This is a genomic window from Pseudomonas sp. AKS31 (assembly GCF_023634765.1).
In the GTDB taxonomy this organism is placed as follows: Bacteria; Pseudomonadota; Gammaproteobacteria; order Pseudomonadales; family Pseudomonadaceae; genus Aquipseudomonas.
This window is the reverse complement of sequence record NZ_JAMLFX010000001.1, coordinates 1,035,826-1,047,322: the sequence shown is the minus strand read 5'-3', so window position 1 is coordinate 1,047,322 and position 11,497 is coordinate 1,035,826. Positions and strand designations below refer to the sequence as shown.

Sequence of the window (11,497 nt, the reverse complement as noted above, 5' to 3'; positions counted from 1 at the left end):
GAAAAAGATTTTGCGGTGTTCGCACAATGGGGATCAGACTCAGGATTCCCCCTCACCCTAACCCTCTCCCCCAGGAGAGGGGACTTGACCGCGCTCAGTCTGACCTACCGTGCCTCATCAGTTTTTAGGAGACCACCATGCCGCGTTTCGCAGCCAACCTGTCCATGCTGTTCACCGAACAGGATTTCCTTGCCCGTTTCGACGCCGCCGCCAAGGCCGGTTTCAGTGGCGTGGAATACCTGTTCCCGTACGACTTCAGCTCGGCTGAAATCAAGGCAAAACTCGAGGCCAACGGGCTGACTCAAGTGCTGTTCAACCTGCCGGCCGGTGACTGGGCCAAAGGCGAGCGCGGTATTGCGTGCCTGCCGGATCGGGTCGAAGAGTTCCGCGCCGGTGTGGATCTGGCGATCGCTTACGCACAAGTGCTGGGCAACACCCAGATCAACTGCCTGGCCGGTATTCGTCCGCAAGGCGTTGATGATGCCACCGTGGAAAAGACCTTCGTTGCCAACCTGAAATACGCCGCCGACAAGCTGCAGGCAGTGGGCATCAAACTGGTGATGGAAGCGATCAACACCCGCGACATCCCGGGCTTCTACCTGAACAACACGGCGCAAGCCCTGTCGATTCGCGAGCAGGTCGGCAGCGCCAATCTGTTCCTGCAATACGACATCTACCACATGCAAATCATGGAAGGCGATCTGGCCCGCACCCTGCAATCGCACCTGGGCGAGATCAACCATGTGCAGCTCGCGGACAACCCGGGGCGCAACGAACCCGGCACCGGTGAAATCAACTACCGCTTCCTGTTCGAACATCTGGACCGCATCGGTTATCAGGGTTGGGTCGGCTGTGAATACAAGCCGCTTACCACCACTGAAGCGGGTCTGGGCTGGTTGAAAACCCACAACGCAATCTGACCCATACATAACCTGTAGGAGCTGCCGAAGGCTGCGATCTTTTGATCTTGACCTTCAAAAGCAAAATTCAAAATCAAAAGATCGCAGCCTGCGGCAGCTCCTACGGCTGTTTATAAAAACAAGAGGATTTTCTCATGGCTAAAATCGGATTTATCGGCACCGGCATCATGGGCCACCCAATGGCGGCGAACCTGCAGAAAGCCGGTCACAGCCTGTTCCTGTCGGCGCACCACGACGCCGCCCCTGCCGACCTGGTGGCCGCTGGCGCCGTCGCGCTGGCCAACCCGCGCGAAGTCGCGCAGGAAGCTGAATTCATCATCGTCATGGTGCCGGATACCCCGCAGGTCGACGACGTGCTGTTCCGCGCCGACGGCGTTGCCGCCGGTATTGGCAAGGGCAAAGTGGTCATAGACATGAGCTCGATTTCGCCGACCGCCACCAAAGCCTTCGCGGCGAAGATCAACGAGAAAGGCGCGCAGTACCTCGACGCGCCAGTGTCCGGCGGTGAAGTCGGCGCCAAAGCCGCGACCCTGAGCATCATGGTCGGTGGCGATGCCGATGCCTTCGAACGCGCCCTGCCGCTGTTCCAGGCCATGGGCAAGAACATCACCCTGGTCGGTGGCAATGGCGACGGTCAGACCGCCAAAGTGGCGAACCAGATCATCGTGGCGTTGAACATTCAGGCCGTTGCCGAAGCCCTGCTGTTCGCTTCGAAAAACGGTGCTGATCCGGCCAAGGTGCGTGAAGCACTGATGGGCGGTTTCGCTTCCTCGAAGATTCTGGAAGTACACGGCGAGCGCATGATCAAAGGCACCTTCGATCCAGGCTTCCGCATCAGCCTGCACCAGAAGGACCTGAACCTGGCCCTGCAAGGCGCCAAAGAGCTGAACATCAACCTGCCGAACACCGCCAACGCTCAGCAAGTATTCAGCACCTGCGCGGCCATCGGTGGCAGCAACTGGGACCACTCGGCGCTGATCAAGGGCCTGGAACACATGGCCAACTTCTCGATCCGCGACAACAAATAAAGCCTGCGCAAACTCTGTGGGAGCGAGCCTGCTCGCGAAAGCGGTTGCACATTCAACATCCATGTTGGCTGACACACCGCCTTCGCGAGCAGGCTCGCTCCCACAAGGGATCTGAGTTGCCCTTTCGAATAACAAGAATTCCGGGAGCCCGCCATGTCGGTCGATCCGCAACAACTGCTGCGCGAGCTGTTTGCCACAGCCATCGACGCGGCCCATCCGAACCAAGTCCTCGAAGCCCATCTGCCTGCCGATCGCAGCGGTCGCGTCATCGTCATCGGCGCCGGCAAAGCCGCTGCGGCCATGGCGCAAGTGGTCGAGCGCTGCTGGGAAGGTGAAGTGTCTGGCCTGGTAGTGACCCGTTACGGTCACGGCGCCCCGTGCGAAAAAATCGAAGTGGTCGAAGCCGCGCATCCGGTGCCGGACGCTGCCGGCCTGGCCGTGGCCAAACGCGTGCTGGAACTGGTCAGCAACCTGAGCGAAGACGACCGCGTGATCTTCCTGCTCTCCGGGGGCGGCTCTGCCCTGCTGGCGCTGCCGGCCGAAGGCATCACCCTCGCCGACAAGCAGTCGATCAACAAAGCCCTGCTCAAATCCGGCGCGACCATCGGCGAGATGAACTGCGTGCGCAAGCACCTCTCGGCAATCAAGGGCGGCCACCTCGGCAAGGCCTGCTGGCCTGCCACTGTTTATACCTACGCGATTTCCGATGTGCCGGGCGACCTCGCCACGGTCATCGCGTCCGGCCCGACCGTGGCCGATCCAAGCACGTCCGCCGAAGCGCTGGCGATCATCAAGCGCTACGGCATCGAGATCCCCGCTTCCGTGCGTAACTGGCTGCAAAGCCCTGAGTCGGAAACGGTCAAACCCGGCGATCCGAGTCTGGCGCGCAGCCACTTCCAGTTGATCGCCCGTCCTCAGCAATCGCTGGATGCTGCGGCGGTGAAATGCCGTCAGGCCGGTTTCAGCACGCTGATCCTCGGCGACCTCGAAGGTGAGTCGCGCGAAGTGGCGAAAGTCCATGCCGGCATCGCCCGCCAGATCATCAACCACGGTCAGCCACTGGCCGCACCTTGCGTGATCCTCTCCGGCGGCGAAACCACCGTGACCGTGCGCGGCAATGGCCGTGGCGGCCGCAATGCCGAATTCCTCTTGAGCCTGACTGACAGTCTCAAAGGCCAGCCCGGCGTCTACGCCTTGGCCGGTGACACCGACGGCATCGACGGCTCGGAAGACAACGCCGGCGCGATCATGACCCCGGACAGCTACACCCGCGCCGCCGCTCTTGGCCTGAGCGCCAGCGACGAGCTGGATAACAACAACGGCTACGGCTATTTCGCGGCGCTCGACGCGTTGATCGTCACCGAGCCGACCCGCACCAACGTCAACGACTTCCGCGCCATTCTGATCCTTGAGAACTGCAAATCATGACGCCTGATAAAAAGGTCAAAATCCTCGCCACCCTCGGGCCTGCTGTCGATGGCATCGAAGACATCCGTGAACTGGTCGAGGCCGGGGTGAATATCTTCCGCCTGAACTTCAGCCACGGCGATCACGCCGACCACGCCAAGCGCTATCAATGGATCCGCGAAGTCGAGCGCCAGCTCAACTACCCGCTGGGCATTCTGATGGACTTGCAGGGGCCGAAACTGCGCGTCGGCAAGTTCGCCGACAGCAAGGTGCAGTTGCATCGCGGGCAGGCGTTCCGCCTGGATCTGGACGCGACGCCGGGCGATGAGCGCCGGGTCAATCTGCCGCATCCGGAGATCATTGCCGCGCTGGAAGCGGGCATGGATCTGCTGCTCGACGACGGCAAACTGCGTCTGCGTGTGGTCACCAAATACGCTGACGCAATCGATACCACCGTGCTCAACGGCGGCGAATTGTCGGATCGCAAAGGCGTCAACGTGCCGCAAGCGGTACTCGACCTCAGCCCGCTGACCGCCAAGGATCGCCGCGATCTGAGCTTCGGTCTGGAGTTGGGTGTGGATTGGGTCGCGCTGTCGTTTGTGCAGCGTGCGCAAGACATCATCGAAGCCCGTGCACTGATCGGCGACAAAGCTTTTTTGATGGCGAAAATCGAAAAGCCTTCGGCCGTTGAGCAACTGCGCGAAATCGCTGAATTGAGCGACGCGATCATGGTCGCTCGCGGTGACCTGGGCGTCGAAGTGCCGGCCGAAAGCGTGCCGCAGATCCAGAAAAACATCATCACCACCTGCCGCGAACTCGGCAAACCGGTGGTGGTGGCGACGCAGATGCTCGAGTCGATGCGCTTCTCCCCGGCGCCGACCCGCGCTGAGGTGACTGACGTTGCCAATGCTGTGGCCGAAGGCGCCGATGCGGTGATGCTGTCGGCGGAAACTGCGTCCGGCGAGTACCCGCTGGAAGCCGTGCAGATGATGAGCAAGATCATTCGCCAAGTGGAAAACGGCCCGGATTATCAGACCCAGCTCGACGTCAGTCGGCCGAAAGCTGAAGCAACCGTTTCCGATGCGATCAGCTGCGCGATCCGGCGTATCAGCAACGTGCTGCCGGTGGCGGTGTTGGTCAATTACAGCGAGTCCGGTGCGTCGAGTTTGCGGGCATCGCGGGAACGGCCAAAAGCACCCATCCTCAATCTGACGCCGAACCTGCAGACCGCACGACGCTTGAGCGTGGCGTGGGGCATTCATTCGGTGGTCAACGATCGCCTGCGTCAGGTCGATGAGGTTTGCTCAACCGCGCTGGAAATCGCCCAGGCCCAAGGCATGGCCGAGCGTGGCGACACGCTGCTGATCACTGCTGGCGTGCCGTTCGGGCAGCCGGGTTCGACTAACTCGCTGCGTATCGAAACGTTGATCTAACCGCCCACCATGATCGTTCCCACGCTCCGCGTGGGAATGCGGCCCGGGACGCTCTGCGTCCCAAGAGCAGACGCAGAGCGTCCTTTGAGGCATTCCCACGCAGAGCGTGGGAACGATCAGTACCGAATGACTTGCCATGCCTGCCAATCACTTCAACACCCACTGCCCCGACTGGGCCGAGGCTTTGCTCAACGGTTTCAGTCAGATATTCCTCCAGCGCCATCCGTTGTGCGGCCTGTTGTGCCTGTTGGCGATTCTGCTGACGGCGCCGGTGCTGTTCGCCGGCGCGCTGCTCGGTGCCGTTGCCGGATTGCTCACCGCGCAACGGCGCAACTACGCCAAGGCCGATCGCCAGGCCGGGCTGTTCAGCTATAACGGCATCTTGCTCGGCCTGCTGCTGAGCCTGTATTTCCCGTGGTCGCCGATGCTGCCGCCGCTGATTCTCGCCGCTGGTGGCTTGAGCGCGATGGTCACACAGCAATGGCTGAAACATGTGTACCGCAGCCGCTCCATACCGGCGTACACCTCGCCGTTCGTGGCCATGAGCTGGGTGTTGCTGCTGTTCGCCGAGCCGTCGGCGCCGATCGCGCACATCGAGATGAACACATTGAACCTGCTCGCCGCTGAATTGCGCGGTTTGGGCCAAGTGATGTTCCTCGGTCATCCACTGGCCGGCGCATTGATCGCGATCGGTTTGCTGATCGCTGATCGCCGCGCGTTTTGCTGGGCATTGCTGGCGTCAGCGATCGGTCTCGGCTCCAGTCTGCTGCACCACGAAAGCAGCGCTGCATTGCTGGGCCTTGGCAGTTACAACGCTGTGCTCGCTGCCCTCGCCTTCTCAGCGCAACGCCAACAACCGTGGCTGCCGCTGCTGGGTATCGTCCTCGCGCTGCTGGTCACACCGCTGTTTGCAGCCGTTGGCCTTGCCACGTTGACCGCGCCATTCATCCTCGCGGGCTGGCTGATCCGCGCCGGGATTCAGATGCTCGGCAAAGCCGTCGTCGAGCGTGCGCCTTGCGCTCACGGGGAGAATCAACCTAGGCTGCGCTGATCTTCGATTCAGGCGTTATTCATGGACAGCAGCAACAGTTGGCGCGAACGGCTTTACGTCATGATTTTCCAGAGCGACACCCTCGCCGGGCGTCGCTTCGACGGCATTTTGCTGTTGATCATCCTCGCCAGTCTGGTGATCGTGATGCTCGACAGTATCGACAGCATTCACCGTAATTACGCCGACGTACTGGCCTACATCGAGTGGGGTTTCACGGCGATCTTCCTCGGCGAGTACATCCTGCGTCTGTACTGCTCGCCCAAGCCGTTGCGCTACGCCTTCAGCTTTTACGGGCTGGTGGATTTGCTGGCGATCGTGCCGGGCATCCTCGCCCTGTATTACAGCGATGCACAGTACCTGCTGATTATCCGGATCATTCGGATGTTGCGGATTTTCCGCGTGCTCAAGCTCAGCCCGTACCTCAAGCAAGCCAATTACCTGATGTCGGCGCTGCGCGGCAGCAAGCAGAAGATCGTCGTGTTTCTGGTCAGCGTCTGCACCCTGGTGACGGTGTTCGGCACCTTGATGTACGTGATCGAAGGCCCCGAGCATGGCTTCACCAGCATTCCCAAAGGCATCTATTGGGCGATCGTCACGTTGACCACCGTGGGCTTCGGCGACATCGTACCGAAGACCCCGCTGGGTCAGGTGATTTCGTCGCTGGTGATGATTACGGGTTACTCGATCATCGCCGTGCCGACGGGGATTTTCACCGCCGAACTGGCCAACGCCATGCGCGGTGAACAATTGCAACACGACTGCCCGGTGTGCAGGAAAAACAGCCATGAACACGGCGCGGCGTTTTGCTCGCGGTGTGGCAATGCGCTGTTCAAGAAACTGGAATAAGCAAAGAGCTTTTTAATCTTTAAACGACTATGCGCGCCCCGTTATAGTCAGTGGCAATTGAACATCACCCCCGAACCTGTAGGAGCTGCCGCAGGCTGCGATCTTTTGATCTTGATGTTGTAAAAACAAAATCAAAAGATCGTCCGAACGCGGCCCGAGCCTTCGGCAGCTCCTACATAAATAGACAACAAGGAATGCGCAGTGAAAAAACTCTTTGGCGCCTCACTTCTCGCCGCTGGCCTGGCCTTGGCCAACATCGCTCAGGCAGCCCCGACGCTGCTCAACGTTTCCTACGACGTGATGCGCGATTTCTACAAGGACTACAACACTGCGTTCCAGAAACACTGGCAGGCCGAGCACAACGAAAACATCACCGTGCAGATGTCCTTCGGCGGTTCGAGCAAGCAAGCGCGTTCGGTGATCGATGGCCTGCCGGCTGATGTCATCACCATGAACATGGCCACCGACATCAACGCCCTCGCCGACAATGGCAAACTGGTCCCGGACAACTGGGTCACGCGTCTGCCGAACAACAGCGCGCCATTCACCTCGGCCACGGTGTTCATCGTCCGCAAAGGCAACCCGAAAGCCCTGAAAGACTGGCCGGACCTGCTCAAGGACGGCGTGCAGGTGATCGTGCCAAACCCGAAAACTTCGGGTAACGGCCGCTACACCTATCTGTCGGCGTGGGGTTATGTGCTGAAGAACGGTGGCGACGAGAACAAGGCCAAGGCGTTCGTCGGCAAGCTGTTCAAGCAAGCGCCAGTGCTGGATACCGGTGGCCGCGCCGCCACCACGACCTTTATGACCAACCAGATCGGCGACGTGCTGGTGACCTTCGAAAACGAAGCGGAAATGATTGCCCGCGAGTTTGGTCGTGATCAGTTCGAAGTGATCTACCCGAGTGTTTCTGCTGAGGCTGAGCCACCGGTATCGGTGGTCGATAAAGTCGTCGACAAGAAAGGTTCGCGTGCGGCGGCGGATGAGTACCTGAAGTACCTGTGGTCGCCGGAAGGTCAGGAGATTGCTGCAGCAAATTACCTGCGTCCGCGTGATCCGGCGGTGCTGGCGAAGTACACCGATCGCTTCCCGAAAGTTGATTTCCTCTCGGTTGAGAAGACCTTTGGGGACTGGCGTACGGTGCAGAAGACTCACTTTAATGATGGTGGGGTTTTCGATCAGATTTACAGCGGGCAGTAAGGCTTGAGCTGACATAAAAAGGCGACCCACAGTGGTCGTCTTTTTTTGTGGCCGCTTTACCCTCACCCCAGCCCTCTCCCGGAGGGAGAGGGGGCCGACCGAGGTGTCTGGCGAGTTACATCGACCTGAGAAACCTTATCGATTATGGATTCGGCATCGCAGTTTCAGGTCGGCGTATTCCTTCAGCATCCCCCAATCAGTCCCCTCTCCCTCTGGGAGAGGGTTAGGGTGAGGGGCTTCTACATCGGCGGCGTCACCCCATCCTTACCCGCAGAAATCGATTGCGCCGTCAGCGTGCCGTCCGCGCCCTGCGTGACAAACGTAACAATCTTCACCCCAACCTTCAGCAAACTCCGATCCCCGGGCACCAGATTGACGATCGGCACATCTTCCGGCACCAGAATCTTCTGCTGCCCACCCTTGTAGTTCACCGTCAGCACCCGCCCGTTGCTCACCACCAGGTCGCCGACGCTGCCGTTGGTCATGCTGCTGCCCTTGGCCAGATCAAACGGCCGATGGCCATCGCCGCTGCCCGCCAGCTCCGGCGGGAAGACATGCACCTCCAGCGCCTTGAGCGTGCCGTCCTCCTGCGGCATCGCCGCCGAACCGATGTAGCTGCCAGGTTTGATGTCCTCGATATTAGCCAGGGTGACCGCGCGAACTTTGGTGTCACCAGTCAACTGGATCACCACGTTCTCGCCGCTGTTGACGTGGACTTTGAGCCTGTCGGCGCTGACCCCGGTGATCTCGCCGCGCACACCGATGCGCATTCCCGGTGCGTCGGCGGCCTGTGCGCTCATCGCGCCCAGCAGGCTGATCAGGGCAATCGTTGCGGTGTGGCGAAGCGTCTGACGAAACATTGCAATCCTCCGGTCATCAAGGTTGAACACGCTGCTGCAAACATAAGCACGCTATCGAACAGGATGTAAGTGAATGTATCATCGACCCGCAACGGTCGGACGCAAGGTCCGCCGATGGATGGCACGCTGCTAGCACCCCGTCATTGCGCAACGGAATAACTGATATCAACCGAAGGTGTCTTCTGCCCATCCGGTTTGCCCCATAGCCTTAGCGCATTCTTTCGCTGGATCGAGAAACCTTATGACCACCACCACTCACGCAATGACCCGAGGCATGGTGCTGCTGTTCGCCTTCTGCTGCGGCGCCATCGTTGCCAACATCTACTACGCGCAGCCGATCATCGGCCTGATCGCGCCGGACATCGGTCTCTCCGACACCATGGCCAGTTTCATCGTCTCGCTGACGCAAATCGGTTATGCGCTGGGCCTGTTCTTCCTGGTGCCGCTGGCCGATCTGCTGGAAAACCGCCGGTTGATGATCATCACCACCGTGGTGGCGATTGCCAGTCTGTTGGCGGCGGCGTTTACCGATCAGCCGAATGTGTTTTTGCTGATCTCGCTGCTGGTGGGTTTCAGTTCGGTGTCGGTGCAGATCCTGATTCCGCTGGCGGCACATCTGGCGCCGGAAGAGTCTCGTGGCCGGGTGGTCGGCGGGATCATGGGCGGCCTGCTGCTGGGCATACTGTTGGCGCGGCCAGTGTCGAGCGTGGTGGCCGACCACTTGGGCTGGCGGGCGATGTTCATGATTGCCGCCGCATTGATGGCGGCGATCAGCGTGGTACTCGCGCTCACCGTGCCCAAGCGCCAGCCTGATCACAGCGCCACGTATGGCCAGTTGATCGGTTCACTGTGGACGTTACTGCGCCAGCAACCGGTACTGCGTCAGCGTGCGTTTTATCAGGGCTGCATGTTCGCCACCTTCAGCCTGTTCTGGACGGCGGTGCCGCTGGAACTGGCGCGCAACCATGGCCTGTCGCAAAGCGAGATCGCGATATTCGCCCTGGTCGGCGCCATCGGGGCCATCGCCGCGCCGATCAGCGGACGCCTGGCCGACGCCGGCCATACCCGCATCGCCTCGCTGCTGGCCATGCTGTTCGCCAGCCTGAGCTTCCTGCCCGCCTTCATCCACCCGGCCTACAGCGTCATCGGCCTGGCCGTGACCGGCGTGGTGCTCGATTTCTGCGTACAGATGAACATGGTCCTCGGCCAACGCGCGGTGTACTCGCTGGACGCAAAAAGTCGTGGCCGCTTGAACGCGCTGTACATGACCAGCATCTTCATCGGCGGCGCCTTCGGCTCGTCGGTGGCGAGTGCGGTGTACGAGCATGGCGGCTGGTTGTGGATCGTGATTGTGGGAAGTGCGTTCCCGCTGTTGGCGTTGTTGCGGTTTTTGAGTGTTTCGCAGCGTGGTTCCTTAGCGACAGCGTAAGGCGTCAAAAGCTTCGCGAGCAGGCTCGCTCCCGCAGGTTATTCACTAAGCCTGGGGGAGCGATGAGTTTCAATATCGAACCAGTTTCTCCATCGCCGCATCCGCCAGAAAGGAGGAGCGGCTTTTGACGTTGTGTTCGCGCACGTAACGGTCGATTCGCTGAATCACGTAACCGGGCAGCGTTACGTTGACTTTCTCGGTCTTGCCCAGATACGGCGAAATATCCAGCTCAAGCATGCCCCAGCCCATGTCGGCAAATTCCGGATTACTGCGATGAGCGGATGCCGAAGTCGGCATAGGAATCGACTTCCCGTCCGCCGCAATCTCCAGCAGCATGATGTGGGCGACTTCAACCGCCGCCTTGTAGGCATCTTCAAAGCTATCCCCTGCTGTAACGGCGCCGGGAATATCGGGGATCTGAATACCGATGGCAGTGTTCTCGTCTCCCCACTCGATACAGATTGGATATTGCATTATGGATCTCCTTCGAAACTGGCTGGCGGGTTGTACAACCCGGCACGCCGCCTGATGCTTTTGACTGTCCCCAACGGCAAATCCTTTTTCGGATGAGGGACGGGAATCGTGTTCGGATTGTATCGGTGTCTGAAGATGTGATGACTGCCGGTCACCCGATCCAACGTCCAGCACGCCTCCTCCAGCGCCTTGATCAATAGCCTGCTCTGCACCAACCGCCTCCTTGCCTTGGCCTCACAAAAATAACTCTAGAGTTATCTTTACTCAAGCACAGAAATTGGCAGAACGACGTCTGGTTGTTTTACAGAGTGTGATTGAAACCGCTAAACGCTGAGCGTTGTGCAGCACTTCCATGAGCAACTTCTGTGAGCACCCAACAGGCACACAGCAAAACGGCGATCCGAAGATCGCCGTTTTCATTCACTGCCCGAACTGTTTGCCCAACCCCGGTGGCACACCGTGGATGTTGGTGTCTTCCCAAGGGCCGTTGGGGCTGACCGAGCGGCTCCAGCCGTTGTTCCAGCGGTAGTAGGTGCGCTGGCGGTAGAAGGTGTTGGTCTGGTCGTCGAGGACGTAGACGCCGAGTTTCTGGTCCCAGTGGCTATTGCCGCCCGGTGGCGGGGCGAAGCTGGCCGAGGTGCGCGGGACCGGTTTCGACGGCTTGGCCGGGATGCTTTTGCCCGGCGTCGGTGAGGTCGACGGCGTCGGACTTGGCTGAGACGGCGGGATCGGCGGCAGGTTGGTGGTCGGTTCCGGTCGTTGCACCGCACATGCACTCAAGCCCAGGGCCAGTGTGAGGACTGTGATTCGGGCGATGGTGTGCATGGCGGTGCTTTCCTGTTGTGTCCG

12 protein-coding genes are annotated in these 11,497 nt (G+C 60.2%); 8 read left to right on the top strand and 4 right to left on the bottom strand.

Annotated features, from left to right (window positions below):
• The first annotated feature begins 137 nt into the window (after positions 1 to 137).
• The 7 genes from hyi (at position 138) to M9827_RS04690 (ending at position 7,885) form a co-directional block, all read left to right on the top strand.
• The gene (hyi, locus tag M9827_RS04720; RefSeq protein WP_250603830.1) at positions 138 to 920 is read left to right on the top strand and encodes a hydroxypyruvate isomerase; all 783 of its coding nucleotides are present in this window, start codon (positions 138 to 140) and stop codon (positions 918 to 920) included.
• 134 nt (positions 921 to 1,054) lie between these two features.
• On the top strand, positions 1,055 to 1,948 hold the full coding sequence (locus M9827_RS04715) for a 2-hydroxy-3-oxopropionate reductase (RefSeq protein WP_123533761.1): 894 nt from the start codon (positions 1,055 to 1,057) through the stop codon (positions 1,946 to 1,948).
• A 153-nt stretch (positions 1,949 to 2,101) separates the two neighbouring features.
• Positions 2,102 to 3,376: a glycerate kinase type-2 family protein gene (locus M9827_RS04710; protein ID WP_250603829.1), complete on the top strand. Its 1,275-nt coding sequence runs from the start codon at positions 2,102 to 2,104 to the stop codon at positions 3,374 to 3,376.
• Entirely contained in the window at positions 3,373 to 4,788 is a 1,416-nt protein-coding gene (gene pyk / locus M9827_RS04705; protein ID WP_250603827.1) for a pyruvate kinase, read from the top strand. Before M9827_RS04710 ends, pyk begins: the two co-directional genes overlap by 4 nt.
• A 136-nt stretch (positions 4,789 to 4,924) precedes the next feature.
• Positions 4,925 to 5,839, top strand: a complete 915-nt coding sequence (locus M9827_RS04700) for an urea transporter (RefSeq protein WP_250603825.1) — start codon at positions 4,925 to 4,927, stop codon at positions 5,837 to 5,839.
• A gap of 21 nt (positions 5,840 to 5,860) precedes the next feature.
• Positions 5,861 to 6,685, top strand: coding sequence for an ion transporter (locus M9827_RS04695; RefSeq protein WP_250603823.1), 825 nt, complete (start codon positions 5,861 to 5,863; stop codon positions 6,683 to 6,685).
• 201 nt (positions 6,686 to 6,886) lie between these two features.
• A complete protein-coding gene (locus tag M9827_RS04690; protein ID WP_250603821.1) occupies positions 6,887 to 7,885 on the top strand; it encodes a sulfate ABC transporter substrate-binding protein in 999 nt (332 codons plus the stop codon).
• 239 nt (positions 7,886 to 8,124) lie between these two features.
• Here the strand turns inward: M9827_RS04690 and M9827_RS04685 are convergent, their stop codons facing one another.
• Positions 8,125 to 8,745 carry a DUF5666 domain-containing protein gene (locus tag M9827_RS04685; protein WP_250603819.1) on the bottom strand — a complete coding sequence of 207 codons (621 nt, stop codon included), beginning with the start codon at positions 8,743 to 8,745 and terminating at the stop codon, positions 8,125 to 8,127.
• Between the two features lie 241 nt (positions 8,746 to 8,986).
• Here M9827_RS04685 and M9827_RS04680 point away from each other — a divergent pair, with 241 nt between their 5' ends.
• Complete coding sequence (locus tag M9827_RS04680) at positions 8,987 to 10,174, top strand: MFS transporter (RefSeq protein WP_250603817.1); 1,188 nt, start codon at positions 8,987 to 8,989, stop codon at positions 10,172 to 10,174.
• Positions 10,175 to 10,243: 69 nt separating this feature from the next.
• On the opposite strand, the gene M9827_RS04675 is transcribed toward M9827_RS04680, so the two are convergent.
• The 3 genes from M9827_RS04675 to M9827_RS04665 form a co-directional block, all read right to left on the bottom strand.
• Positions 10,244 to 10,648, bottom strand: coding sequence for a type II toxin-antitoxin system HicB family antitoxin (locus tag M9827_RS04675; protein WP_250603815.1), 405 nt, complete (start codon positions 10,646 to 10,648; stop codon positions 10,244 to 10,246).
• Positions 10,648 to 10,860: a type II toxin-antitoxin system HicA family toxin gene (locus M9827_RS04670; protein ID WP_250603813.1), complete on the bottom strand. Its 213-nt coding sequence runs from the start codon at positions 10,858 to 10,860 to the stop codon at positions 10,648 to 10,650. The genes M9827_RS04675 and M9827_RS04670 overlap by 1 nt, the downstream gene beginning before the upstream one ends.
• A gap of 208 nt (positions 10,861 to 11,068) precedes the next feature.
• The gene (locus M9827_RS04665; RefSeq protein ID WP_093439844.1) at positions 11,069 to 11,473 is read right to left on the bottom strand and encodes a hypothetical protein; all 405 of its coding nucleotides are present in this window, start codon (positions 11,471 to 11,473) and stop codon (positions 11,069 to 11,071) included.
• Positions 11,474 to 11,497 lie beyond the last annotated feature (24 nt).

Coding starts and splice junctions, on each gene's coding strand:
- pyk (WP_250603827.1), top strand. CDS start 3,373: ATGACGCCTGATAAAAAGGTCAAAATCCTCGCCACCCTCGGGCCTGCT.
- M9827_RS04710 (WP_250603829.1), top strand. CDS start 2,102: ATGTCGGTCGATCCGCAACAACTGCTGCGCGAGCTGTTTGCCACAGCC.
- M9827_RS04685 (WP_250603819.1), bottom strand. CDS start 8,745: ATGTTTCGTCAGACGCTTCGCCACACCGCAACGATTGCCCTGATCAGC.
- M9827_RS04665 (WP_093439844.1), bottom strand. CDS start 11,473: ATGCACACCATCGCCCGAATCACAGTCCTCACACTGGCCCTGGGCTTG.
- hyi (WP_250603830.1), top strand. CDS start 138: ATGCCGCGTTTCGCAGCCAACCTGTCCATGCTGTTCACCGAACAGGAT.
- M9827_RS04695 (WP_250603823.1), top strand. CDS start 5,861: ATGGACAGCAGCAACAGTTGGCGCGAACGGCTTTACGTCATGATTTTC.
- M9827_RS04715 (WP_123533761.1), top strand. CDS start 1,055: ATGGCTAAAATCGGATTTATCGGCACCGGCATCATGGGCCACCCAATG.
- M9827_RS04700 (WP_250603825.1), top strand. CDS start 4,925: ATGCCTGCCAATCACTTCAACACCCACTGCCCCGACTGGGCCGAGGCT.
- M9827_RS04680 (WP_250603817.1), top strand. CDS start 8,987: ATGACCACCACCACTCACGCAATGACCCGAGGCATGGTGCTGCTGTTC.
- M9827_RS04675 (WP_250603815.1), bottom strand. CDS start 10,648: ATGCAATATCCAATCTGTATCGAGTGGGGAGACGAGAACACTGCCATC.